Raw genomic sequence first — 25,801 nt, forward strand, 5'->3', positions numbered from 1 at the left:
GAACCTCCGGTGCGGGTGGGCACACTCGACCCCGCCCCACACCACGCCACCACCGGAGCCCACGACCGCAGGAGCACCCGTGTCCGCCAGCACCGACCCGGCAGCGCGCGACGTCGACGCCGACCCTGCCACGTCCCACGACGACGACGCCGACCAGCCGCTGGCCTTCCGCCTGCTCGACGAGGGCCTGGTCCCCGAACCGGTGCTGGCCCGGGTCATCGACCTGCGCGTCGCGCGACTGGTCGACCGGCACCGCTCGCTCCCGCCGGACGTCCGGGACCGCGACGTCGTGGCGCTGCGCCGGTCGTTGGACGACCAGCCCATCACCGTCCACACCGCGGCCGCCAACGCCCAGCACTACGAGGTGCCGACCGCGTTCTTCCGACTGGTGCTGGGACCCCACCTGAAGTACTCGTCGGGCCTGTGGTCCACCGACGACGACCTGGGGGGCGCCGAGCGTCGGATGCTGGACCTCACCCTCGACCGGGCCGGGCTTGCGGACGGCCAGGTCGTGCTCGACCTCGGCTGCGGGTGGGGCTCGGTGTCGCTGCTGGCCGCCGAGCGCTTCCCCGCGTCGCGCATCGTGGGCGTGTCCAACTCGCGGACCCAGCGTGAGTTCGTGCTGGCCGAGGCCGCAGCCAGGGGCCTGGACAACCTCGACGTGGTCACGGCCGACATCGCCACGTTCACCCCCGCCGACGCCGGCATCTTCGGGCGCGTCGACCGGATCGTGTCCGTCGAGATGCTCGAGCACGTCCGCAACCACCGGCGGCTGTTCGCCCGGGTCGCCGACTGGCTGGCCGACGACGGCGCGATGTTCGTGCACGTGTTCAGTGGTCGTGACCTCGGGTTCGCCTTCGACGCAGACGACCCCACCGACTGGGTCGCCCGGTACTTCTTCTCCGGGGGACTGATGCCCTCCGACGACCTGCTGCTGCACCGCCAGCAGCACCTGGTCTGCACCGACCACTGGTGGATCGCCGGACACCACTACCAGCGCACGGCACTGGCGTGGCTCGACAACCTGCACGCCCACCGCGACGAGGTCCTCGAACTGTTCACCGCCGACGTCGGCGCCGACCAGGCCCGCGCCTGGTACCGACGCTGGGCAGCCTTCTTCCTGACCGTCGCGGGCCTGTGGGGCCACGACGGTGGGCGCACCTTCGGCGTCAGCCACTACCGGTTCACCCCCCGCCCGACCGTGTGACCGTCGGTGGGCGCATCCGGCCTGCTTGACGCCGGGGGCCGCGGGCGACGACGATGACCGATGCGTCACCCTTCGGAGGTTCCCGTGGCCAGCGACACCTACACCGTCTCCCGTTCCGCCCGGATCGACGCACCGCGGGCCGTGGTCCACGACCTGCTGGTCGACTTCCACGCATGGACGCGGTGGTCACCGTGGGAGGACGTGGATCCCGAGATGGAGCGCACGTACGCCGGCAGCGACCGGGGTGTCGGTGCCCGCTACGCCTGGCGCGGGAACCGCCGGGCCGGTGCCGGCTCGATGGAGATCACCCGGGTCACCGACGACCTGGTCGGCGTCGACCTGCTCTTCACCAAGCCGTTCAAGGCACGCAACGAGCTCGAGTTCCGGCTCGACGACGCCGACGGGACGACGACCGACGTGACCTGGACGATGACGGGACGACGCACCCTGATGACGCGGGTCATGGGGCTGGTCCGCAGCATGGACGACCTGGTCGGACCCGACTTCGAACGGGGTCTCGTCCAGCTCGATCGGGCGGCGACGACCGGCTGACGTTCAGGGGCGGTCGTCGGCCTCCAGGACGCCGACCAGGCGTGCCGGGGCCGTCACGCGGTACGAGTCCTCGAGCAGCTCGGCCACCTCGTCCAGGTCGGTGGTGTCGTCGAGGTCGAGCCCGAGCCAGCCACACGGACCGAGGTAGCCCGGGACCCAGAACCGCGGGTCGGCCTCCAGGGCACGACGCTCGCCGGGGTCCGGCTGCACCATGATGGCCTGCTCGTGCTGGAGCCACTCCCCGTCGGCCTTGTGAGACCCGCCGTAGTAGGCGAACACCTTGCGGGTGAAGAACGCGGGGCGCCCGTGCGAGACCTTCTCGTCGGCGTCCGGGAGGGCCAGCGCGAACGCGCGGACCCGGGCGAGCCAGGGGTCGTCCGGGTCGAACATCCGTGGATGGGCCATGCCCGCAGTGTGGCATGCCGGGTGGCCGGCCCGCTGGCCCGTGCGCGCCGGCCGGCCAGCCAACAGCGTCCGCCGGCGACACGGGACGTAGGCTAAAGGTCGGAGCACCCGAGGAGGCTCGTCGTGACGTGGACCTTGTGGACCATCATCGGGGTGCTCATGATCCCGGTCGTCATCGCCGGACTGGCCGTCGCCTGGCGCGATCGCGGACGCAACCGGGCCGTCGGGCACCGCGGCGAGCACCAGGCCGGCGAGGGCGAGGGCTACGCGTCCGCCGGCTTCGCCGCGACCCAGCGGGGGATCGGCCACGGCGGTGGCGGCGCCTGATCGGCCGGTCCGGGCACGGTCGAGCGACACGAGCCGGCTGGTAGCCTCCTCGGTGAACGGCCCGAAGTCTCGGTCACCCGTGTGACGCGTCCCTCCCGGCATCCCCGGTCATCGACGCGCCACCCACGCGTGCGCCAAGCGAGACCCGAACATGGTCGATTCCTCCTTCTCCCATCCCTTCCTGGATGCCCTCCGAGACCGCGTGCTGGTCGTCGACGGCGCCATGGGGACGTCCCTGCAGGACGCCGACCTGTCCGTCGAGGACTTCGGCAGCGACGACCTCGAGGGGTGCAACGAGATCCTGGTCCGCACCCGTCCGGACGTCGTGCTCGACGTCCACCGCTCGTTCCTGGACGTGGGCTGCACCATCATCGAGACGGACACGTTCGGCGGGGCGCCCTGGGTGCTCGACGAGTACGACCTGGCAGACGACACCGAGGAGCTCAACGCCACCGCGGCCCGCCTGGCCCGCGAGGCCGTGGACGAGCGCGCCGGTGACGGGGTGCCCCGGTTCGTCGCCGGCTCGATCGGGCCCGGCACGCGGTCGCCGACGCTCAGCCTCGGCAACGACCCCGCAGAGGCCAAGGACTTCATCGACGTCGCCACGATGGAGGCCGGCTACGCGCGCCAGGTCCGCGGGCTGCTGGACGGCGGCGTCGACCTGGTCCTGATCGAGACCTGCTTCGACCTGCTGCAGGTCAAGGCTGCCGTCGCGGCCACCACGGACGTCTTCGCCGAGCGGGGCGAGCGCGTCCCGATCATGGTGTGCTTCACGGTCGAGAAGGACATCAACACGATGCTGCTGGGCTCCGAGCCCGCCGCGGCGATCGCCGCGCTGGACCCCCTGCCGATCGACGTGCTGGGGATGAACTGCGCGACGGGGCCGGACGACATGCGCGAGCACGTCCGGACGCTGTCGCGCCACTCCCGCCTCCCGATCGCGGTGGTCCCCAACGCCGGCATCCCCGAGATGGTCGACGGCGAGACCTGCTACCCGCTGGCTCCCGAGGGCCTGGCGCAGGCCCAGCGCGAGTTCGTGGCGGAGTTCGGCGTCACCATCGTCGGCGGCTGCTGCGGCACCACGCCCGAGCACCTCGCCCAGGTCGTCGCGGCGGTCGAGGGGCTCACCCCCGCCGAGCGCGAGGTCGAGTTCCAGCCGTCGCTGGCGTCGCTGTACGGCGCCGTCACGATCGAGCAGGACACCTCGTTTCTGATGATCGGGGAGCGCGCCAACGCCAACGGCTCGGCGGTGTTCAAGCGGTTGCTGCTGGACGAGGACTGGGAGGCGATGGTCGAGCTGGCCCGCGACCAGGCCCGGGCCGGCGCCCACGTGCTGGACGTCTGCGTCGACTACGTCGGACGCGACGGCGTGGCCGACATGGTCGAGGTCATCGATCGCTACGCGACCCAGTCCACCCTGCCCCTGGTCATCGACTCGACCGAGGTGGACGTGGTCGAGGCAGCGCTGACCCGGCTGGGAGGCCGGGCCGTCATCAACTCGGTCAACCTCGAGGACGGCCGGGTCAAGGCCGACCGGCTGCTCCCGCTGGCGAAGCGCTACGGCGCCGCCGTGGTCGTGCTGGCGATCGACGAGGAGGGCCAGGCCCGCACCACCGACTGGAAGGTCCAGGTCTGCAAGCAGGTCGCCGACATCGCCGTCGGCGAGTACGGGATGGAGACCTCCGACCTGGTCTTCGACTGCCTGACGTTCCCCCTGGGATCGGGACAGGAGGACCTGCGCGGCGACGGGATGGCGACGCTGGACGCCATCGAGCGGGTCAAGGCCGAGATCCCCGGCTGCTACACCACCCTGGGCGTCTCCAACGTGTCGTTCGGACTGTCCCCGGCCGCCCGCCAGGTCCTCAACTCGGTGTTCCTGCAGATGGCGATCGACCGGGGACTGGACTCCGCGATCGTCAACCCGGCCAAGATCCTCCCGCTCAACCGCATCGACGACGAGCAGGAGCAGGTGGCCCGCGACCTCATCGAGGACAACCGCGGCACCGCCGGCATGGGTGGCACCGCCGACGCCAACTACGACCCGCTGCACCGCCTGATGGCGCTGTTCGACGGGGTCGACGCGACCACTGGCAGCGGCGGGCCGTCGCTGGCCGACCTCGACATCGAGGAGCGCCTGAAGCAGCGCATCATCGACGGGGTCCGCGACGGCATGATCGCCGACCTCGACGAGGCGATGGCGGCCGGGTACCCGGCCCTGCACATCGTCAACGAGTTCCTGCTCGACGGGATGAAGGTGGTCGGCGAGCTGTTCGGCTCGGGCCAGATGCAGCTGCCGTTCGTGCTGCAGTCGGCCGAGGCGATGAAGTTCGCCGTGGCCCACCTCGAGCCGCACATGGAGGCCGGTGACGCATCCGGCAAGGGTCGGGTCGTGCTTGCCACCGTCAAGGGTGACGTGCACGACATCGGCAAGAACCTGGTCGACATCATCCTGCGCAACAACGGCTACGACACGATCAACCTCGGCATCAAGCAGTCCATCGACGCGATCCTGTCCGCGGCCGAGGAACGGGGCGCGGACGCGGTCGGGATGTCCGGGCTGCTGGTCAAGTCGACCGTGGTGATGAAGGACAACCTCGAAGAGATGAACAAGCGGTCGCTGACGAACCTGCCGGTCCTGCTGGGCGGTGCGGCACTGACCCGCAGCTACGTCGAGGACGACCTGCGCGGGCTGTTCCACGGCGACGTCTTCTACTGCAAGGACGCGTTCGAGGGACTGTCGGTGCTCGACCGGGTCATGGAGGCCCGCAAGGCCGGCGTCGCGCTGCCCGAGGAGTTGGTCGGCCGTCGCGAGAAGCGCACCCCGCACAAGACCCCGGCCGCCGACGAGCCACCCCGGATCGACGCCAAGGGCCGCCCGAAGTCCGCCGTGGCCACCGACGTCGCGATCCCCGAGCCGCCGTTCTGGGGCTCGCGGGTCGTGCGCGGCGTCGGGATCGACGACATCGCGCCGATGATCAACGAGGTCGCGCTGTTCCGCAACCAGTGGGGCTACTCCCCCGGTGACCGCTCCCCGGCCGAGTACCAGGCGTTCCTCGACGAGCACGCCCGGCCGGCGCTGCGGTCGTGGATCGAGGTCGCCAAGCGCGACAAGATCCTCACCCCCGAGGTCGTCTACGGCTACTGGCCGGTCAACGGCGACGGTGACGAGCTGGTCGTGTGGGATCCCGAGGCGCCCGGCGAGGTCGAGGTCACCCGGATCGCCTTCCCGCGCCAGACGCGGGGACGCTGGCTGGCGATCCCGGACTTCTTCCGCGACGTCGACAGCGGCGAGGTCGACGTCCTGGCCGTGCAGTGCGTGACGATGGGCCACCGGATCAGCAAGGTCGCCAAGGACCTGTTCAACGCCGATCGCTACAACCGCTACCTGCACGCCCACGGCTTCGGGGTCGAGATGGCCGAGGCGCTGGCCGAACTGTGGCACCGCCGGGTCCGTGAGGAGTGGGGCGTGGAGGGCGAGGACGGCCCGACCGTCAAGGACTGGTTCCGCCAGGACTACCGCGGCTCGCGCTACTCGTTCGGCTACGCGGCCTGCCCCGACCTCGAGGACCAGCACGTCCTCGACGGACTGCTGGACTTCTCCCGCATCGGCGTCGAGGTGACCGACGAGTTCATGCTCGACCCCGAGCAGTCCACCTCCGCGATCGTCGTCCACCACCCCGAGGCCAAGTACTTCAACGCCCGCTGACCCGCCCCACCTCCGGTCGGTTGGGGAGTGCGAGCCCGCCCACGAGGGTTAATCCGACAACCGATTGGGAGCCCACGGCGGCGCCGTCAGGAGTAGTGGGCGAGCGCGTCCTTGAGGTCTGTCACGACGAGGTGACCGCGGCGGGTCACGTCGAACCAGTTGTAGCGCTTGAACGGCAGCCATCCCCGGATCGTGATGTCGTTCTCACGCCGGCGATCGTCGTGCCAGTCGAGCAGGCTGCCGTGCGCGAACTGGGAGTCCAGCTCGACGGGCAGCTTCGGGGGGACGTAGACGGCGTCGATGAACCGCTGACGGCCCTTGATGTCGACCACGGGGTGGTTCATCGCCGTGGGCGGAATGCCGGCGGCCGTCGTGAGCGACAGGAACTCCGACTCCAGTGCGCTGCGGCTCACGACCTCCAGGGGCGACAGCTCGTCGAGGAGGGCACGCAGGGCCACCTTGCCACGAAACCGTCCCATCTGCCGCATCACCGTCCGGATCTCTTCCGGTGTCGCCAGCGTGCGACGAACAGACTCGGCCACCAGCCGCCGAAGGCGAACGGGCCCGCAGACGGCGGCCAGGTCGGCCAGGGTGCGGGCCGCAGTCGTGACCGGGTGGCCTGCCACGTCCGTGACGTGCTCGGCCCGCAGGGTCAGCGATCGGTGCACGCGCACCCCGGACCGCACGTGTGGGCACGTGCAGCCGACGACCAGGTGCACCTCGCTGGTGGGCGGCGTCGACGACAGGCCATGGACCATTCCCGCCGTCTGTCGGGCGAGGACCGCCTGTCGACCGACCGACAGGAGGGCGACGAATCGCCGTGTCCGGTCACCGCGGGGCACGGCGCGATCCCGGTAGACGCCGTGGGCTTCACGGTCGTACCAGCCTCGATCGTGGCGACGCCGCACCACGGAAGCCGACACGCCGCAGTCGACGGCCTGCGCAAGCGTGAAGACCCCGGCCTGTCGCTGCAGGACCAGGCGGAGGGCGGCATCGGGGGATTCTGGGACCATGGCCCGCAGCATGGAGGACCCGCCGTCGTGCGGAGCATGCACCCGCGGCACCTGTGGATGACGTCAATGATGTGCAGGGCCGATCGTGGGGTCGCGGCGTGCCGTGGTCTCGTACTGTCGAGGTGGTCCGCCACCCCGGTGCTCGGGCACTGCGGTGGATGGCCGAGACGTCCGCGGAGGAGGAAGCAGGATGGCGTTCGAGTTCGAGCGGGACGAATCGATCGACGAGGCGACGGCCCGGATCGCGCACGAACAGTTCGGCGCTGCCCTGGCGTGGCTGTCCGTCGCCGAGGCCGCCGAGGCCCAGGACCCCGGGGCGGCGGACGATCGCGCCGGCGACGAGGCCTGGGGGTTCGCCGTGGACGACGCCCAGGTGGCCGACTTCGTGCGCCGGGAGGTGGACACGGCCGCGTCGGTGGAGGAGGCGGTGCACGAGGCACGCAAGTGCTGCAAGCGGGTTCGGGGCCTGGTGCGACTGGTGAGACCGGCGATGGAGGACGCCTACCAGGCCACCAACACGGCCACCCGCGACGCCGCCCGTGAGCTGTCGCCGATCCGTGATGCCCATGCCCTGGTGGCGACCTTCGACGACCTCGTCGCGGCCCACGCCGACCAGGTCCCCACCGGTGGCATCGCCGGCGTCCGCCGCGCACTTCAGGCCCGCGCCCAGGACGCCACCCACGCGGTCACCGCCAATCGCGACCGGATCGACGCGGCCCGCCGGCAAATCGTTCGGGCGCGCGACGGGCTCGAGGGCTGGCCACTGGCGGGACTCGACCGCGACGAGCAATGTGGCGCGGTGGCCGCCGGGGTCAGCAAGACCGCCGACCGGGCCCGCGACGCCTTCGCAGAGGTCCTGGACGTGCCCGGCCCGCCTCCGGACGAACTCCTGCACGAGTGGCGCAAGCGCGTGAAGTACTCCTGGTACCACGTCAGCCTGGTCGAACCCGCGGCACCAACCTTGCTGGGCGCCCTCGCCGACCTCCTCCACGACCTGTCGGACGTCCTGGGTGACGATCACGACCTGGCGATCCTCTCCGCGGACCTTCGGGAGGACCCCGACGGCTTCGGCGGCGAGCACGAGGTCGAGGCCGCCCTGGTGCTGGTCGAGGGCACGCGGCGGGACCTCCAGCGACGCGCGGTCGGTGTGGGCGCCCGCCTGCACGCCGAACCCCCCGACGCGCTCGGGGCTCGACTCGTCGCCCTGCTCCGAGCATGGTGGCGGCACGGCCCGGAACCGGAGGCAGGAGAGATCGAGGACCTGCACGACCAGGCCGATGACCTCGGTGACCGCACGAACGGCCAGCTCCGCGACCTCGCTCGGCAACGGGACGTGCCCGGCCGGTCGCGGATGGACCGGGCGGGCCTGCTCGGCGCCCTGCGTGCTGCGGGCCACCCGGACTGATCGGGCGGACTGATCGGGCGGGTCGTCGACCCGGTGGCCGCGACGCGCCCCCGGTCGATTGTCGGATCCAGCATCGTCAGCGGGCTCGCACTCCCCAACCGACGGGGGTGGAGCCGGACCCCCCGGTCGATTGTCGGATCGAGCATCGTCAGCGGGCGTGCACTCCCCAACCGACGGGGGTTGCGTGGAGTCAGGGAGGGTCGACGCCGTGGGGGCCGGTGAGCGGGACGAAGCGGACCGGTCCGAGGGACTCCTCCGAGACGACGTCGCCGTCCCGTCGGAGCAAGAGGAGCTCCTGGTGGGTCCGCGGCCCGACCGGCATGACCAGCCGACCGCCGTCGGCGAGCTGGGACCGCAGGGGCTCGGGGACTGACGGTCCGGCCGCGGCGACCGAGATCGCGTCGAACGGCGGCACGTCGGGTCGACCGGCAGCGCCGTCGCCGGTGACGACCTCGACGTTGGCACGGTCGGCCAGGTGGGAGCGGGCACGCTCGGCGAGATCGGGATCCTGCTCGACGGCGGTCACACGACCAGCCAGCTCGGCCAGGACCGCGGCCGCGTAGCCACAGCCCGCACCGACCTCCAGGACGCGGTCGTCGGGACCGAGCTCCAGCGCCTCGGCCATCCGCGCCACGATCCAGGGCTGGGAGATCGTCTGGCCTCCACCGATGGGGAGCGGGCGATCCTCGTAGGCCTCCCAGCGACGCGCACGTGGGACGAAGCGATGACGCTCGACTGCGCCCATGGCGGCCAGCACCCGCTCGTCGCGGATGCCCCGACCGCGCAGCTGGCGCTCGACCATGGCGCGACGACGCGAGGCATGTCCCATGTCGCCGAGGCTAGGTGGTCCGCCGGTGCCGTCAACCGTGGACCAACGGGTCGAGCCCGCCACGAGGGCGGGCTCGACCGCGTGCTGCCACCACGGGCGTGCTGGTCCCGTGCGGGTCAGGTCCGCGGGATCACGCAGGCCCATCCGAAGTCCGGGTCGGGGGCGTAGTCCGCGACCAGCGCCTCGACCCGCGCGATCTGGGTGGCCGACATCGCGGGCGCGTTCACCTGGCGGTGTGCCGCGGCGTTCGCGTCTGCCCCGTCGGTCAGCGACAGGACGTCGACGCCCCGCGAGTTGTCCGCGACGTAGATGTAGTCACCGTGGAAGTACGGCGCCCAGCTGACGCTGTCGTCGGGCCGGAAGTAGGCCACCTGGATCGGGTCGGTCGGGTCCGACACGTCGAGGAAGCGCGTGCCCTGCGCGTACCAGGAGTACGCGACGATGTTGTCCTGCACCTCGAAGTAGTGCGCGGAGCAGAAGGCGTTGGGCGTCGTGCCCTCCTCGCCGGCCGGGCTCCACGTGCCGACCACCTCGAGCCGGAACGGGTCGTCGGGGGTCGACATCCAGCCCTGGCCGTCGTAGCTGCCCTCCAGCGACGCGATGCTGAACATCCCGATCCCGTCACAGGTGGACGAACCGAACGCCTCCTCGGTCGCCATCAGCAGCGAGCCGGGTCGGTGGTCGGGCGACGGGTTGCCACCGTCACGCAGGGTGGATGCCACCGGGCGGAACGAGTTGTGCATGAACTGGGACGGCACCTCGTCCTCGGGGAACCCGCCGCCACCGAACGGGATCGGGTCCCACGCGGTCGCGACCCGGCGCACGCCGGTCAGGGGGTCGAGGTGGCGGCCGGTGGTGTGGTAGCCACGCACACCGCCACGCCCGGAGACCCAGGCGATGCCGGCGGCGTCGACCTGGACGTCGTGGGCGTAGTCGGTCACGCCGTCGTTGCGACCGGTGTCGATCGGGGTCTCGTAGGTCGAGATGTCGTCGAGGTCGCGCAGGTCGGTGACGAACACCGGTCGCCCACCGGGCCACTCGGCCGCCTGCTCGGTGTTGCTGGCCGGGCCGCCGGTCCACAGGAAGTCACAGTCGTTGACGCACGTGGAGGTGTGCCCGGTCGGCAGCTCGTGGAAGGTCTTCAGTTGCAGGTCCTCGGGGTCGGCCGCGTCGACGACGTACACGCCGGCGATCGAGTCCGGATTCGACGTCGAACCGTTGTAGGCCCGGGGGTCCCGCGCCATGAAGACGACCTTGCGGTCCTGGTCGACGTCCATGTCCTCGTTCTGCCAGAACGTCCCGGAGGTGTCCGACGGCAGCTTGAGCTCCTCGGACGTCAGGTGGTCGAGCAGCACCGGGTCGGCCGGGTCGGCCAGGTCCCACGTCTGCAGGCCGAAGCGACCGTTGACGACCATGATGTCGCGGGCCCTGGCCCCGTTGCCGTAGGACAGGAAGTTGATGGAGGTCGCCTGGGCGGCCTCCGGCAGGGTCGCGTGCAACTCCACGTTGGCAAAGTCGCCGGGTGGCAGTTCGTCGACCGGCTCGGCGACGGCGATGCCGGCCGGGGCCGCCATCAGCAGGACGGCGGGAAGGATCACTCTCTGGAACGGACGTCTCATCGAACACCTCGGGGGACGGCGGACCGATCGGCGGACCGACCGGTCAGCGGCTGGCTGGGGGTCCGTCGAACGCTAGACGGGCACCACGGCCGTGCGCGAACGGAGAAGTGGTGCCCGTGCCGCACGATCGAACGGGATGGCTCAGGAATGCGCGACGCCCGGCCCGATGCCCTGCCCGATGCCCTGGCCGACGCCGCGCTGGAGCCGGCCGCGAAGGTCCGACGCGCGTCGGACCCTGCCCTGCACGGTGGCGGCCAGGACGTCGGAGCCGCCGACGACCGTCACCCGACGACGGGCCCGGGTCACCGCCGTGTAGAGCAGCTCGCGGGTCAGCAGGGGTGACGGGTGGTCGGGCAGCACGACGACCACCTGGTCCCACTGGCTGCCCTGGGACTTGTGGATCGTCATCGCGTGGACGGCGTCGTGCGCCGGCAGCCGGTCCGGATGCACCGTGAGGACCTCTCCTTCGGCGGTGCGCACGTCGAAGGCCGTCCGGACACCGTCGGGCGTCGCGACGAAGACGCCGAGGTCGCCGTTGAAGATGCCCAGCGTGGCGTCGTTGGCGGTGACGAGGACCGGTCGACCCGGTTGGCGGTCGTCCCACGGGCGCCAGCCGATGTCGGCCGACGCGAGCCAGGACTCGGCCCGCTCGTTGAGCCGGGCCACGCCGACGCGTCCGAGGTGGTGGGCCCCGAGCACGACCGACGACGACAACGCCTCCACGGCGCCGGCGGCGTCGCCAGCCCGCGCGTGGGCCACCAGCCGAGCGCCGCGTTCGGCGACCACGGACCGGATCGCGTCCAGCCCCGCGTCCGCGTCGGCCAACCAGGTGACGTCGGGTGCGGTGGCGCAGACCTCGCTGACCGCGTCCACGTCGCCGCGGCGGATGGCAGTGGCGAGACGCGCGATCCCGGAGTCGCCGGCGAACCGGTGGACGCGCTCCAACACCACCAGGGACGGATGGTCGACGGCATCCAGCGCCCCGACGACGTCGCCCAGCACGGTGCCGGCCTCGACGGAGGCGAGCTGGTCGGGATCGCCGACCAGCACCAGTCGGGCGGACGGCCGCAGCGCCGCGAGGAGGTGGCGCATCAGCGGCAGCGCGACCATCGACGCCTCGTCGACGACGACCAGGTCGTGGGGCAGCGGGTTGCCGGGTCCGTGCCAGGGGGCCCGGCCCGGCCGCAGCCCGAGCAGCCGGTGGAGGGTGCTGCCGGTGTCAGCAGCGAGCTCACGGACCCGCGCGGCCAGGTCGTCGGGGAGGTCGCCCGACGCCACGGCCTCCTCGACGCCCTCGGACAGTCGCGCCGCGGCCTTGCCGGTCGGGGCCGCCAGCGCCACGGTCGGCGGGCGTTCGCCGGCGGCCGACACGTGGGTGGCGAGGATCCGTGCCACCGTCCAGGTCTTGCCGGTGCCGGGACCGCCCGCGAGCACCACCAACCGCCGTTGCAGGCTCTCGGCGGCAGCGCGGCGCTGTGCGTCGCTGTCGGGGTGGACCGCGAAGACGACGTCCAGCGCGACGGCCTGGTCGACCCGGGACGGACCCGGGTCCACCTCGTCGGGGTCGTCGCCCACCTCGCCGAGCCGGGCCAGCAGGGCCGTGCCGACCTCGTCCTCCATGGCCAGCCACCGGTCGAGGTAGACGAGGTCGCCCGACACGACCAGCGGCGTCACGCGGTCGTGATCACGCAACTGGCCCGCGTCCCGCAGCACGGTCGAGCCGGCCCACGCGCCGGACCGGACGTGCTCGGCCATCGCCTCCAGGTCGGCTTCGATGGCGGCTCGCAGCTGGTCGTCGAGCTCGGCGACCTCGTCCAGCTCGAGCAGCTCCCCGAGGGTGCGCAGGTCGAGCGCGACGTGGCCGCGGGTCGGCGCCCGGGCCGCCAGCGCCAGGGCCAGGACTTCGCGCTCGTCGGTGCACCCGACCACGGCGGCCAGTCTCGTGGCGAGGTGGAGTGCGGCAGACTCGAGCACGCCGGCGTCGGCCAGGGCGGCCATCGTCGGGCCGACGTCGAGGATCGTCGCGGGGCTCACGCCACCACCTCCCGGCCGTGGTGCAGCCGCTCCGACAGGTCGACCACGAACGACGGGGGCGGCGTCCAGGCGAACACGCCGGCGACGTGGCCGTCGGGGTCGACCGGCGTGTCGGGACCGACCATGCCACGCACGAACAGGTAGCCGATCGCCCCCAGGTTGCGGCCCGGGTCGTAGTCGGACAGGCGCCAGCGGAGGAACCGGTGGACGGCGACCGCGTACAGGGCGGCCTGCAACGGATAGTGGCCGTGATGCATCGCCGTCACGAGCGAGCCGCGGTCGTAGTGGTCGCTGCTGGGGTCCTCGTCGCGGCCGTAGAGGACGTTGGTCTTGTAGTCGACGACGTGGAAGACGTCGCGGTCGTCCTCGACCCGCCGGGCCACCAGGTCGACGAACCCGGTGAGGTAGCCACGCACCACGCGGTGCAGGGCCGGGTCGTCCAGCCGGGCCGCGTGGTCGGCCATCGGGTCGCCGGCGGGCAGGCCGGCGAAGGCGTCGCGAATCGCCCCGAGGTCGACCGCACGAGGACCGTCGCCGGCGACGCCCAGCCCGAGCGGCAGTTCGAAGGCCAGTTCGTCGATCCGGTCGCGGGGCGGCAGGTCCGCCAACCGGAGGCCACCGAAGGCGTCACCCAGCGGGGTCCGCAGCGTCGCGAGGACGCCGTCGACGAGGTCGTCGGGAGACATCCCGAGGACGGACCGGGTGGCGTCGTGACCGGGACCGACGAGCGCCCCCAGTCGGGCCCGGACCTGGTCGCCGACGTCGCTGGCCGTGAAGTCGACGTGCTCGTAGAGGTCGTGGACGAGGGTCCCGACCCGGGCACCGCCGGTCATCTGGCCCAGCGGAAGCGCCCGTGCGACGGTCCCGGGGCCCTCGCCGCCGTCGCCGCCGTCGCCGGCGGTCCGCGCATCCTCGTCCACCTCGGCCACGACCGCGTGGTCGGCCTCGTCGGTGCGGGGTGCCGTAGCGTCGTCGCCGACCTCGACCTCGGCACCGGCGAGTCCGGCCCGGCGCGGCGTGGCCAGGCCGGTGAACGACGTCCGGGTCCAGGTGCGATCAATGGGGCGGTCGAAGTCGCGGGCCGCGAGCGGCGGGACCTCGTCGTCCGAGCCCGTGACGGGCACCGGCTCGGGCTCGTCGGACATCCACGTCCACGACACGGTCCCGTCGGTCAGCGCGACCAGGTCGTCGGCCGCCTCCTCGACCCCCTTGGCCATGGCCGAGGTCGACGAGCCGGTCACCGACGTTCCCGGGCGACGCAGCAGCAACTTGCTGAGCGGCGCCCTGGTGTAGCCGCTGCCGCGCCACCACCACGCGATGCATCGGTGGCGGGCTCGGGTGAACGCGACGTAGGCCAGCCGGAGGTTCTCGGCATTGTCCTCGTCGGCCTCGTCGTCCCGATGCTCGTCGAGGCGGGGGCCCCCCAGTTCGAGCACGGGCTCGTCGCCGGTGGTGGTGAACGGCACCGAGGGTCGCTTCGCGGCGAAGTTGAGGTAGGGCAGGTAGACGACCGGGAACTCGAGACCCTTGGCCCCGTGGATGGTCATGATCTGGACGGCGGCACTGTCCGTCTCGAGCCGGCGCGCCCGCTGCTCGGCCGGCACCTCGTCACCGACCACGCGGGTGCGCTGCTCGGTCAGCCACTGGACCGCCGCCGTGGGGCCGTCGCCTGCCGAGCCGGACCGGTGCAGCAACTCGCCGACGTGCTCGATGTCGGTGAGCATCCGGGCGCCACCGACCTCGGCGAGCAGCCGCGCGCCCAGGTCCGTGTCGGCATGGAGGGTGCGCACGAGGCTGGCCACGCCGTCTCGTCGCAGGACGGTGGCCCACCGGTGCAGGTCGCCGGCCAATCGGTCGAGGTCGCGCTCGTCCAGGGCCGCCCGGCGCTCCGTGGACATCCCGACGAACGCCGAGCCCGCGACCGCCCGGGCCCGCACGGTGCTCGACGGCAGGTCCAACCCCTGCAGCAGCGCCAGCCAGTCGTCGGCTGCGGGTGCCTCGAACACGGATCCGACGCCGTTGACCACGTGGGGGATCCCGGCTGCTTCCAGGGCCTCGGTCACGTGCTCGACCGAGCTGTGCGAGCGGACCAGGACGGCGATGTCGGCGGGCCCGAGCGGCTCGCGTCGGCCAGCGACGGTCGGGGCATCCGCCAGCAGGCGCGTGACGTGTGCAGCGAGATCGGCGGCGATGGCGCGACGGCCCGGTTCGGCACGGACGTCACCGCTGTCGGGCACGGGGTGCAGGCGAAGCTGGAGTGCGGCACCTTCCGCCGCCAGCCGGTCACCGTGGTGCGAGCGCACCGGGCGGTGGGCGATGCGGTCGTCACCGAAGGTGGTCTCCCGGAACAGGGTGTTGACCGCGTCGACCAGCGACCGGTCCGACCGCCAGTTGGTGGCGAGGCTGAAGTGGGTGGTCGCCGGCGTGCTGGTGGCACGGACGTAGGCACCCACGTCCGCCCCCCGGAAGCGGTAGATCGCCTGCTTGGGGTCGCCGATCAGGACCAGCGTCCGGTCGGCGAACAGTGTTTCGAGGATCTGCCACTGCACCGGGTCGGTGTCCTGGGCCTCGTCGACCAGCGCCACCCGGAAGCGCTGGTGGAAGGTCGCGACCACCTCCGGTCCGGCCCGGGGGTCGGCGAGGCTGTCGACGAGGCGGACCATGAGGTCGTCGAAGGTCATGATCCCGCGACGATCCTTCGCCGCCTGGATCTCGCCGCCGATCAGTCCCGCGACCCGGGCCGCCTGGACGGCAGCGTCGTCGGCGGCCGCCTGGTCCGGACCGGGCGAGACCGTGGCGTGGGGGTGTCGCAAGCGCTCGACCATGATCTTGTGGACCTGGTCGCCGCTCGGCGCGGCGGCGAGGACCTCGTCGGAGGACTCGGCGGAGTACAGCCGCACCAGCAGGTCGGCGGCGGCGTCGACCATCAGGTCGTCGGCGTCCTCCACCAGGCGGGCCGAGCCGTCGACGTCACCCGCGAATCCCACGCTGCGCAGGACCTGGTGGGCGAAGCCATGGATGGTCGAGATCAGCGCCGCGTCGATCTCGGACAGGGCCGTCTCGACACGCTCGGCGCGACGACGCAACTCGTCGGGGCCCACGCGGCCGTCCGCGCCTGCCAGCGCAGCGAGCACGGCGTCCCCGTCCGTGTCGTCCGGAGCTGTTGTGCCCCGCTGGACGGCGCGCAGGTGGCGACCGGCGACCGCCAGGCGACCACGGATCCGGTCGCGCAGTTCGGCGGTGGCGGCCCGCGTGAACGTGACCACCAACAACTCGTCCAGTGACGCGACGCCCTCTGCGACGTAGCGCAGGACCAGGGCGGCGATCGTCCACGTCTTGCCGGTCCCGGCCGACGCCTCCAACGACACCCGGCCGGTCGGCAGGGGACCGGTGAGGTCGAACTCCGGGCGGGTCATGCCGGCACCACCACGGTCTCGACCTCGGCACGTGCGTGGTGGGCCACGACACTGCTCCGGTGCAGGACGTCGTAGACCCGTCGTGCCCAGCGGGCCAGCTCGTGCGGCTCGTCGTCCCACCACGCCGGGGCGTCATCGAGGGCGGCCCGGCCGGCGTTCACGAGCGTCACCAGCGACCCCGTCCCGAAGACCCGCTCGACGTTCGGATCGTGCCCTTCCCCCCACTTGGTGCGGTAGCCGGCCGACCAGGAGCCGCCGGCAGCACCGAGTGCCGCCGCATCCTCCTTGCCGTCCACCCGTGCACGCCAGTAGGCACCCGAGGTGTTGGTGAAGAACGGGACCGGGTGCACCAGGAGCCGTCGGGCCACGACCACCAGGTCTGCCAAGACCTCCTGGGCCCGGGGCGGGTCCAGTGGCTCGAAGACGTGGCTCACGGCCGCCTTGGTGACCGCCTTGTCGTTGTGCTTGGCAACGACGACCAGGCGGGTCGGGTGGCCCAGCGCGCTGCGCACCAGGTGGGGGATCCACCCGCCGACGAGTTGGCCCGCCCGCGCGGACGAGTAGGTCGGCCGCAGGTCGACCCCGCCGGCCGGGACCGCCACCACCCCGCGCAGGCCCGCGGCGCCGAGGTCGAGGTCCACCTCCACGTCCTCCTCGGCGATCGCGTCGGACCACAGGTCGGTCCGCAGGCGATGGGTGGCGTCGGCGATGGTCACCGCCATCGGGAGGCGGCTGGCGACGGCGTTCTCGGCGAGTCGACCGACGGGCAGCACGCCCTCACGACGCATGGTGCGCAGGCGCTCGGCCGGCTCCTCACCCGCGATCAGCCCGCGCAGCAACGCCTCGCCGAGCGACCATCCGCCCAGGCCCGTGGCCTCCACCGTCAGGTTGTCGTCGCGGGCGTCCTCCCACGTCCGGTCGCGGAACCCGAAGACGTGCTGGAGCCACGACCGGGTCGGGGCGGACAGGATCGAGACCAGTGCCGGCACGGTCAGGAGGTCCGGAGGGTCGGGAACGTCCGTCGGCGGCGAGGTGCACAGCAGCGCCGGGACGGTGGGGGGACCGGCCGCTGCACGGGCACCGTCCAGGGCGACCCGGTCGAAGGCCCGGTCCCCCGCCGCCTCGTCGGAGAAGTTGCGGGCGTCGGCTGCACGGAGGGTGTGGCGCACGTGCACCACGTTCGCGGCGTCGTCTCCATCGGCGGTGTCGGCCGTGGCCGAGACGACGTCGAGCAGCTCGGCGACCACCACCGACGGCGGCACCTCCTGGTTGGTGCGCTCGTCCGCACCCCGGTAGGTCACGACGAACCGGTCGCGGGCCGACAGCAGGGCGTCCAGCAGCAGCTGGCGGTCCTCGGTCCGGGGGTCGCGGTCCCCGACCAGTGGCTCGAGACCCATCACGTCGTCACCGGACGGGACGCGGTGGCGCGGGAACGCCCCGTCGTCGAGCCCGAGCACGACCACGACCCGGAAGGGCACGCTGCGCATCGGGACGAGGGTGCAGACGGTCAGGTCACCGGTCTGGTGGTCGGCCCGGGTGGGCCGGCCGCCGAGGTCGTCGGCCAGCATGCCACGGAGCTCGCGCAGCGTGACCGTCGCGGACACGCCGCCAGCCCGGGCCGCGAGGTCCTCCAGGAGCCGGTCGAGCTGCCAGCGCTGCCAGGCGTCGTCCTCGTCCACCTCGGTCAGCAGGTCGGCCGCATCCCGCAGGATCGCCACCCAGTCCTCCACCGGGTGCCCGGGATCGTCGGCTCCCTCGTCGCCTTCGACACCCCGGATCCCCACCATCCGGTCGACGAGGTGGTGGAGGCGCGCGACGAACTCGGACAGTCGTCCGACCAGGGACGGCTGGTCACCACCCCGGTCGTCGGCCAGCACCTCGTCGGCGATCGTGCCGGACCCGATGGCCATGCCGGCGAGGAGTCGGTCCAGTCCGAAACGCCACGTGTTGACGGCGGTGGGCACCCGGAACCGGGCGCGGTGGTCCCCGTCCAGTCCCCAGCGCACGCCGGCGTCCGCGAGCAGCCGGTCCAGCTGGTCGACGTCGTCCTCGGCCAGCCCGAAGCGTCGACGCACCGGGTCCCGCCGGAGCAGCTCCAGCACCGGTCCGGCCTCCAGCCGCGAGTCGGCCAGGTCGAGCAGGTCCGCCAGCGCCGACAACAGGGGATTGGCGGTCCTCAGCGCACGGTCCGCGACCCGGACACGCAGGTCGGGCAGCCCACTGTCCGGCCCGGCGGCGGCCCGGAAGGCGGCGTCGACCAGCGGTGCGTGGGTCTCGACGTCGGGGGTCATCACCACGACGTCACGCGGTTCCAGCGTCGGGTCTTCGGCCAGTGCATGCAGGATCGCGTCGCGCGCGACCTCGACCTGGCGGATCTGGCCGTGCGCCGCGTGGACCTGCAGGGACCGGTCCCGTGGGTCCAACCGCCAGGGTGCGGGCCGACCCTCGGCATCGACACCGGGCGCCAGGTCGCCCCGGACGTCGGCCTGCACCCGTGCCAGCAGGGTGGTCGGGGCCGGGGTCCTCGAGCCGTCCGTGAGGCCGTCCGCTCGATCGTCCGCCAGGCCGTCCGCTCGATCCTCCGCCAGGCCGTCCGCTCGATCGGCTGGGGGATCGAGGTCGGTCGGACGGTCCCTGCCTCGGCCGGCCAAGACGACCTGCAGCTCACGACTGTCCCGCGCCCACCGTTCCAGCAGGGGGTGGGCCACCGGCGGCAGCGTCGAGGCCGCCCGGACCGGTCGACGACGTGGCTGGTCGGAGATGTCCGTGGCGGCCAGCGCCCGTGCCGCGTGCTCCCACGCACGAGGCGACGGGTGCAGCACGAACGCGTGTACGTCGTGCCTGGTGGACAGGGCGTCCAGGACCCGCAGGTGGGCGCTGGCCACCGCCGTCAGCGAGAACAGCAGCACCCGGTCCGGCACGCCGGGCAACCGGCCCGCGCCCGCGTGCAGGTTGGTCACGGCCCGGTCCATGCGCTCGACCCGGGTCTCGCCCAGGGTCGCGCGAGCCGCCCGCAGGAGCACGGCCTGCCAGCGCAGCCGGTCGGGCAGCGCGCCGTCACGACCGTCGGGCAGCGGTCCGGTCCCGTCCCAGCCGACCCAGGCGGTGACCAGGTCTGGTCGGTGCTGTTGGTAGCGGTCCAGGAGCACGGCCGCGTGGCGCAGGGCCGGGAGTCGCCGGAACCGGGACCCCGCGAGGTGCACGCCGAAGGCACCCAGGTCCCCGAGGTCGACCTCGCCGCGATCGACGAGGTCGACGAGGGTGAACGTGAGGGCCCCCGCGTCCCACGGATCGCGGGTGGGCACCGGCTCGTCGAGGGCGGCGGCGACGACGCGATCGACGACGGTCAGGGGGAACGGGAACGTCAGCCCGGCCGCCACGCCGTCACCGGCCGGTCCCGCCCCGAGTCGATGCGACAGCTGCTGGCTGATCCATCGCTCGATCCCACGCGAGTGCACGGCGACCCACTCGGGCGCGAACACGTCCCCGGCCGGCTCGACGAGGATGTCGGCGAGCGCCGCGACGAGGTGGTCGGCGCGGGCGCCACGATGCACGTTCAGCAACGGAGGACTCTTCGGTGGGCAGGGAGGTCGGGCACGAGGTTGGGCACGGGGTCGAGCACGAGGGGTGGGTCGGCGGGGAGTCACTCTACGGGGCGGTCGGGACATCGACCGCCCCGCGGTCGTTCGGCGACGCACTCCGGCGATGCTGTCCACAGGAGTGCACGAGAGCCCATGACAGCGACGCGGTCGGCTGCCATACTGGCCCGCACGACGTCTCCCCCCGCTCGAAGGACGTGCGATGCTCCTCCCCCCGCAGCCCGAACCTGCCACCACCCGCCCCGACGTGCCTGAGCCCGGCACGCACCACCCGCCGCTCGATCCCGTCGGTGACACGGCCGGATCGGCCCTCGACGCCCTGCGCCGGCGGTTGTCCACCGAGGCCGGCGAGGGGGTCATCTCGACCGGGATCGTGGTCCTGATCATGGCCCTGATCGGTGCGGCGATGTGGGTCGCGTTCTCCGGGACCGCCAAGGAGGCGACGGACCGGGTCGACGACGAGGTGCAGAACATCGGGTCGGACGGCTGACCAGCCGCGCCGGCCGGATCGATGCCGCTCCCCCGGGCCGCGCCTGCCATCCTGCTCGGGTGGCGTGGCCGCCTGCCCCGGGGCAGGACCAGGACCTCGTGGCTGCACGACGAGGCCGGTTCCAGCCCCGTGACGGCCATCGGCGGCGTGGCGATGTTCCTGGTGTTCGTGCTGATCGCGACCCAGACCACGATTCACCTGTTCGGCAGCTCACGCGTCGGTGCCCTGGCGCTGGAGGCGGCGACCCGTGGCGCTCGGGCCGATGGCGCGCCGTGTGCCGCGGCGATCGCCTGGGCCGACCAGCGCCTGGGCGGATCGTCGCGGATGGCGGTGTCGTGCACGGCCGGGCCCGACGACGTCGAGGTCCGCGTGTACGGACCGTCGCCCGCCCCCGCGCTGGCCCTGTTCGACATCGCGACCGGGCTGGCCACGCTCGACCGCCGGGCCAGCGTCCGCATCGAGACGTTCCGATGAGCGGTGCGGGAACCCCCACCCACCTCGTCGCCCGCCGCGACGACCACCGCGACGACCACCGCGAGGCCCGGATCGATCTGCAGGCCCAGGGCGGTTTCGTCGCGGGAGGCGAGACGCTGCTCCTCGGCAGCCTCGTGTTCCTGGTCGGCGTCCTGCTGGCGGTCAACGCCTGGAACGTGGTCGATGCGAGGATGTCCACCGACGCGGTCGCCCGGGAGGTCGCCCGCACCCTGGTCGAGGCCGACGGCGGCCCCGCCCTGGAGGCGCGTCTCGACGATGTCGCATCCGCCACCCTGGCCGCGATGGGGCGGGACGGGACACCGCGGCTGGCCTACCTCGACCCGTCCGGCAGGGAGGTCTCGGACCCGGCGGTCCTGGTGCAGCGCTGTGCCCGGGTCACCGTCCGGGCGACCATCACCATCACCACCGCCCGGCTGCCGTTCGTGGGCACCTGGGGCACCCCGTGGACCATCACCGGACAGCACCACGAGATCGTCGACCCGTACCGGTCGGGACTCGCCGGGGAGGCCACCTGTGGGTCGTGACCGCCGACACGAGGACGGCAACACGCTCATCCTGATGCCGATCGGGGTGCTGATCGTGCTCGCACTGTCCGCGATCGCGGTCGACTCCGCGCTGGTCTACCGGGCCCAGTCCGAGCTCGACGCGGCCGCGGCCGGGCTGGTCAACGACGCGGCCGCCGCCGTCGACCAGGCCTCCTTCTTCGACACCGACACCGGGATCGTGATCGACCCGTCCACGCTCGACACGCTCGCACGTCGACACGCCGCCGTGGCCGACGACCTCGACGCCACCTGTCGTGCCACCGTCACCACCACCGGAGACGAGCCGGTCGTCACCGCCGACTGCACCGGCACCGCCCGCACGATCTTCCGCGGCGTGGTCGGCGCCGCCACCGACGTCGACGTCACCACGACGGCGACGGCCACCCTGCGCCGCGGCTGACCCACCACCCCGGGGAGGCAGGTCCGGCCAGTTTCGAGCGGGGCCGGTCAGGAGGGTTGGTCGTCGAGCCCGTCGGGATCGGCCCACAGCGCGTCGTCGTCGGCATCCGGCGCCGTGGGGGCGAGACGCTCGATCAGGCCGAGGTCGTCGGAGAACTCCAGCACCTGCAGCACCTCGTCGTCACCGTCGACATGGGCCACGCCGACCGGCGCCCACGTCTGTGTCGCGGCCCGCTCCCACAGGACCCCCAGCGCGCGGTCGTCGTCGACGGCCCGGGTCAGCAGCACGCTCGGCCGCCGGTCCCACAGGTCCCCGATCGCGGGGTCGAGGTCACGCAGGCCGGACGAGAGTCCGAGCACCTCGCAGTCCGGGGCCGACAGCTCGCCGAGCCCCTCCAGGTCTCGGGCGTTGAACGCCTCCACGAGGGCGTCGACCAGGTCGTCGTCGCGCACCGGGGTCCACGAGTCGACTTCGGTCGGAAGCTCCTCGTCGCCCGCCAGGATGTGCATGCCGTCGGCCAGTTCTCGCTCCCCCACGGCGAAGGACTCGTCCGTGCCGTCGTCGGACGACTCCGCGCGGTCCGACGAAGCCTCGTCCACCTGGTCGACGAGTCGATCGACGCGTGCCTGCGCCGTGGCCTCGTGCCGGTCGAACGGATCCATGGCATCCTCCTTCGGCCGACCACGGGGCGGGGGTGACCCGTGGCACCGGTGACGCCGGGCACCATCGTGGCAGGCCCGGCCCCTCCGGGCAACCGGTCCGGCGATCGATTCGGTCGTGGCCGGTGGCCGCCCAGCACCCCACGGCCTGATGCGACCCGCCGCTGCGCCATATCGTGAGGCCGCGGCCACCACGCACAGGAGCCTGCGCGATGCCCTCGGGCCCCACCACCCACGACCATGCCCTGCCCGACGGCACCACCGTCCACATCCGCCCGATGACCCCGGCGGACGCCCCGTTGCTGCTCGCGATGTGGGACCGGACGTCGCCGCGGTCGCGACAGCTGCGCTTCCACGGTGCCTACGACCTCGACGAGCGCAACGTCGGGCTGTTCACCGACTACGACCCGCGCTGGCAACTGGCACTGGCGGCGACGACCGGGCGGGACCACGACGAGCGACTGGTCGGCGTGTCCCGCTACGTGATCGATCAGGACCAGCCCACCCACGCCGAGTTCGCCGCCCTGGTCGAGGACGCCCACCAGGGACGCGGGATCGGGTCGGCCCTGGTCCGTCACGTCGCCGAGGCCGCCCACGAGGCCGGGGTCCGGGTGCTGTCGGGTGACGTCCTGGCCGACAACGAGTCCATGCTGCGGCTCATCCGTGACCTGGGCCTGCGCCACACCGATCGGCGCGCGTCCGAAGTGGTCCGCAGCGACCTCGACCTCGACCTCGGCGAGGACTTCCTCCGGGTCGTCGACGACCAGGAGCGCACGGCCGCCCGTGCGGCCGTGCACCGCTTCCTGCGTCCGTCCTCGGTGGCGGTCGTCGGCGCCTCCCGCGACCCCGATTCGTTGTCGGGGATGCTGCTCGCCAACCTGGTCGCGGGCGAGTTCGCCGGTCCGGTCTTCCCGGTCAACCCGCACACGTCCGAGGTCGCGGGCCTCGCCAGCCATGCGCGCCTGGCCGACCTGCCCCAGGTCCCGGAGCTGGTCGTCGTCACGCTGCCCGCGCCCCTGGTCAACGACGTGGTCGACGAGGCTGCGGCACTCGGCGTCCACGCCGTGTGCATCATCTCGGCCGGGTTCGCCGACGACGGCGAGGAGGGCTGGCAGCGACAGGCCGACCTGCTGCGACGCGCGCGCGGCCACGGGCTGCGCATCGTCGGCCCGAACTGCATGGGCGTGATGAACGTCGACCCGGCCGTCTCCCTCAACGCCACGCTCACGCCCCGGGTGCCACCGCACGGACGCACCGCCGTGCTGTCCCAGTCCGGCGTGCTCGGGACGACGATCCTCGACGCGGCCGCGGCCCGCGGCATCGGGGTCTCCAGCTTCGTGTCGGTCGGCAACAAGGCCGACATCTCCGGCAACGACCTGCTGCGGTGGTGGGAGACCGACCCGGACACCGACCAGGTGCTGCTCTACCTCGAGTCGTTCGGCAACCCCCGAACCTTCAGCCGGATCGCCCGTCGGATCGGACGTCACAAGACCATCGTCGCCGTCAAGGCGGCCCGCAGTGCCGCGGGGGCCCGCGTGGCGGCCCGCGGCACGCGGACCGACCCGGGCGCCGACCAGGCGGTGGACGCCCTGTTCGCCCAGACCGGGGTGATCCGGACCGACACGCTGCCGGAACTGCTCGACGTCGCGCAGCTGCTGGCCACGCAGCCGCTGCCGTCGGGGCCGGCCGTCGGCGTGGTCACCAACTCGGGGGGGCCGGGGATCCTCGCGGCTGACGCACTCGAGGCGAACGGGCTGGTCGTTGCGACCCTCTCCGCCGACACCCGCGCCCGACTGGCCCCGCACGTGGGCGAGGCCGCGGCCGACGACCCGGTCGACGTCCGACCCGGCGGCACCGTCGAGGACTTCGGCGCCGCCGTCCGCATCGTCGGTGACAGCCCCGAGGTCGATGCCGTCCTGGCCATCATGGTCCCGCTGCCCAACCAGCACCCCGACGAGGTCGCCCGGGCCCTGGTCCGGGCCCGCGACGAGCTCGACGAGGACACTCCCATGGTCGTGGTCATGATGACCCCGGACGGCCAGGTCCCCCACGGGCTCCCGGCGGCCGGGATCCCGTGCCATCCCTTCCCGGAGTCGGCGGCGGCGGCGCTGGGGCGGGTCGCGCTGCACGCTGCCTGGCGCCGACGACCCCTCGGCCGGGTGGTCGTCCCCGACGACGTCGACCGCACCCGCGCACGGCGCCTGGTGGAGCGTGCGATCGCGACCACCCCCGGGATGGCGACGGCACACCCGTCCGCCCGCAGCGCCTGGCTCGACCCGGTCGACGCGCACGCGGTGCTGGACGCCTACGCCATCCCGCGTCCGGAGGCACGATTCGTCACCACGCCAGACGGTGCGGCCGACGCCTTCGACCAGCTCGACGGACCGGTGGTGGTCAAGATCGTCGACGGCAAGCCACCCGACACCATGCTGGACACGGTCGAGGCCGGGCGGCGATCCCGACGGGCCGCCGCGGCCGGGGCCCGTGACCTGATCACCCGGCGCGAAGCGGGACTGGCCGACGACGTCCCGGACCGGTTCACCCACCCGATCGCCCCGGTCCAGTCGTCGGACCATCCCGACGTGCTGACCGGCCACGGGCCGGGCTGTCGCCTGCTGGTCCAGGAGATGGAGGACGGCACCGAGCTGTCCGTGTCGGTGCACCACGACCCGGTGTTCGGCCCGATCGTGGTGACCGGGCTGGGCGGGGACCTCGCCGACCTGGTCGACGACCGCGCCGCACGGATCACCCCGCTGACCGACCGGGACGTCGAGGAGATGCTGTCGGACCTGCGGATCCGTCCGGTGCTCGACGGCTGGCGCGGGACGCCCGCGGCCGACCTCGATGCCCTGGTCGACCTGCTGGTCCGGGTGAACGCCCTGGTCGAGGACCTGCCCGAGGTCGTCGAGGTCGCCATGAACCCGGTGTTCGTCGGGCCCGGCGGCGTGTCCGTCGCCGACGTCCGCATCCGGGTGGCGCCGGTCCCCCGGCACGCTCCGGCCGCCACCCCCTGACGGTCGGACCGTCTCCCGGCGCCGTCCCCGGCGCCGGTGCAACCCCGGCCCGTAACAACCGTTGCAACGGGTCGGGTTGGTCCCCA

Annotated in this window: 18 protein-coding genes; 10 read left to right on the plus strand and 8 right to left on the minus strand. The window is 72.8% G+C overall.

All coding sequences use genetic code 11. The annotated features are described in order from the left end of the window. The first annotated feature begins 79 nt into the window (after positions 1-79). Both KR546_RS04875 and KR546_RS04880 read left to right on the plus strand, forming a co-directional pair. Positions 80-1,207, plus strand: a complete 1,128-nt coding sequence (locus KR546_RS04875; protein WP_238443580.1) for an SAM-dependent methyltransferase — start codon at positions 80-82, stop codon at positions 1,205-1,207. An 84-nt stretch (positions 1,208-1,291) separates the two neighbouring features. Next, the gene (locus KR546_RS04880) at positions 1,292-1,759 is read left to right on the plus strand and encodes an SRPBCC family protein (protein ID WP_238443581.1); all 468 of its coding nucleotides are present in this window, start codon (positions 1,292-1,294) and stop codon (positions 1,757-1,759) included. A gap of 3 nt (positions 1,760-1,762) precedes the next feature. Here KR546_RS04880 and KR546_RS04885 read toward each other — a convergent pair whose 3' ends face one another. Beyond that, on the minus strand, positions 1,763-2,149 hold the full coding sequence (locus tag KR546_RS04885; RefSeq protein WP_238443582.1) for an MmcQ/YjbR family DNA-binding protein: 387 nt from the start codon (positions 2,147-2,149) through the stop codon (positions 1,763-1,765). A 138-nt stretch (positions 2,150-2,287) separates the two neighbouring features. On the opposite strand from KR546_RS04885, the gene KR546_RS04890 reads away from it, so the two are divergent. Next, on the plus strand, positions 2,288-2,491 hold the full coding sequence (locus KR546_RS04890) for a hypothetical protein (protein ID WP_238443583.1): 204 nt from the start codon (positions 2,288-2,290) through the stop codon (positions 2,489-2,491). A gap of 151 nt (positions 2,492-2,642) precedes the next feature. Continuing rightward, on the plus strand, positions 2,643-6,197 hold the full coding sequence (gene metH, locus KR546_RS04895; protein ID WP_238443584.1) for a methionine synthase: 3,555 nt from the start codon (positions 2,643-2,645) through the stop codon (positions 6,195-6,197). A gap of 86 nt (positions 6,198-6,283) precedes the next feature. Here metH and KR546_RS04900 read toward each other — a convergent pair whose 3' ends face one another. Next, positions 6,284-7,252 (minus strand): type IV toxin-antitoxin system AbiEi family antitoxin domain-containing protein, encoded by a 969-nt coding sequence (locus tag KR546_RS04900; RefSeq protein WP_238443585.1) that lies wholly within the window; start codon positions 7,250-7,252, stop codon positions 6,284-6,286. Positions 7,253-7,400: 148 nt separating this feature from the next. On the opposite strand from KR546_RS04900, the gene KR546_RS04905 reads away from it, so the two are divergent. Beyond that, entirely contained in the window at positions 7,401-8,615 is a 1,215-nt protein-coding gene (locus KR546_RS04905; protein WP_238443586.1) for a CHAD domain-containing protein, read from the plus strand. Positions 8,616-8,805: 190 nt separating this feature from the next. Here the strand turns inward: KR546_RS04905 and KR546_RS04910 are convergent, their stop codons facing one another. The 5 genes from KR546_RS04910 to recC form a co-directional block, all read right to left on the minus strand. Beyond that, complete coding sequence (locus KR546_RS04910) at positions 8,806-9,444, minus strand: protein-L-isoaspartate(D-aspartate) O-methyltransferase (protein ID WP_238443587.1); 639 nt, start codon at positions 9,442-9,444, stop codon at positions 8,806-8,808. Positions 9,445-9,560: 116 nt separating this feature from the next. Continuing rightward, the gene (locus tag KR546_RS04915; RefSeq protein ID WP_238443588.1) at positions 9,561-11,063 is read right to left on the minus strand and encodes an LVIVD repeat-containing protein; all 1,503 of its coding nucleotides are present in this window, start codon (positions 11,061-11,063) and stop codon (positions 9,561-9,563) included. A 141-nt stretch (positions 11,064-11,204) separates the two neighbouring features. Further along, positions 11,205-13,097, minus strand: a complete 1,893-nt coding sequence (gene recD, locus KR546_RS04920) for an exodeoxyribonuclease V subunit alpha (protein ID WP_238443589.1) — start codon at positions 13,095-13,097, stop codon at positions 11,205-11,207. Continuing rightward, the gene (locus tag KR546_RS04925; RefSeq protein WP_238443590.1) at positions 13,094-16,513 is read right to left on the minus strand and encodes a UvrD-helicase domain-containing protein; all 3,420 of its coding nucleotides are present in this window, start codon (positions 16,511-16,513) and stop codon (positions 13,094-13,096) included. Before KR546_RS04925 ends, recD begins: the two co-directional genes overlap by 4 nt. Beyond that, positions 16,510-20,067 carry an exodeoxyribonuclease V subunit gamma gene (gene recC, locus KR546_RS04930; RefSeq protein ID WP_238443617.1) on the minus strand — a complete coding sequence of 1,186 codons (3,558 nt, stop codon included), beginning with the start codon at positions 20,065-20,067 and terminating at the stop codon, positions 16,510-16,512. The genes KR546_RS04925 and recC overlap by 4 nt, the downstream gene beginning before the upstream one ends. Before the next feature lie 247 nt (positions 20,068-20,314). Between recC and KR546_RS04935 the strand changes: the two genes are divergently transcribed. From KR546_RS04935 to KR546_RS04950, 4 genes are read left to right on the plus strand one after another with little or no spacing between them, the layout of a single operon-like run. Beyond that, positions 20,315-20,602, plus strand: a complete 288-nt coding sequence (locus KR546_RS04935; protein WP_238443591.1) for a hypothetical protein — start codon at positions 20,315-20,317, stop codon at positions 20,600-20,602. 21 nt (positions 20,603-20,623) lie between these two features. Further along, entirely contained in the window at positions 20,624-21,076 is a 453-nt protein-coding gene (locus KR546_RS04940) for a hypothetical protein (protein WP_238443592.1), read from the plus strand. Next, positions 21,073-21,621, plus strand: a complete 549-nt coding sequence (locus KR546_RS04945; RefSeq protein ID WP_238443593.1) for a hypothetical protein — start codon at positions 21,073-21,075, stop codon at positions 21,619-21,621. The genes KR546_RS04940 and KR546_RS04945 overlap by 4 nt, the downstream gene beginning before the upstream one ends. Continuing rightward, the gene (locus tag KR546_RS04950; RefSeq protein ID WP_238443594.1) at positions 21,611-22,042 is read left to right on the plus strand and encodes a hypothetical protein; all 432 of its coding nucleotides are present in this window, start codon (positions 21,611-21,613) and stop codon (positions 22,040-22,042) included. Before KR546_RS04945 ends, KR546_RS04950 begins: the two co-directional genes overlap by 11 nt. A 47-nt stretch (positions 22,043-22,089) precedes the next feature. Here the strand turns inward: KR546_RS04950 and KR546_RS04955 are convergent, their stop codons facing one another. Next, positions 22,090-22,704 (minus strand): hypothetical protein, encoded by a 615-nt coding sequence (locus KR546_RS04955; RefSeq protein ID WP_238443595.1) that lies wholly within the window; start codon positions 22,702-22,704, stop codon positions 22,090-22,092. 209 nt (positions 22,705-22,913) lie between these two features. On the opposite strand from KR546_RS04955, the gene KR546_RS04960 reads away from it, so the two are divergent. Continuing rightward, positions 22,914-25,715: a bifunctional acetate--CoA ligase family protein/GNAT family N-acetyltransferase gene (locus KR546_RS04960; protein WP_238443596.1), complete on the plus strand. Its 2,802-nt coding sequence runs from the start codon at positions 22,914-22,916 to the stop codon at positions 25,713-25,715. Positions 25,716-25,801: the final 86 nt, after the last annotated feature.

The organism is Salsipaludibacter albus, assembly GCF_019798055.1.
In the GTDB taxonomy this organism is placed as follows: Bacteria; Actinomycetota; Nitriliruptoria; order Nitriliruptorales; family Nitriliruptoraceae; genus Salsipaludibacter; species Salsipaludibacter albus.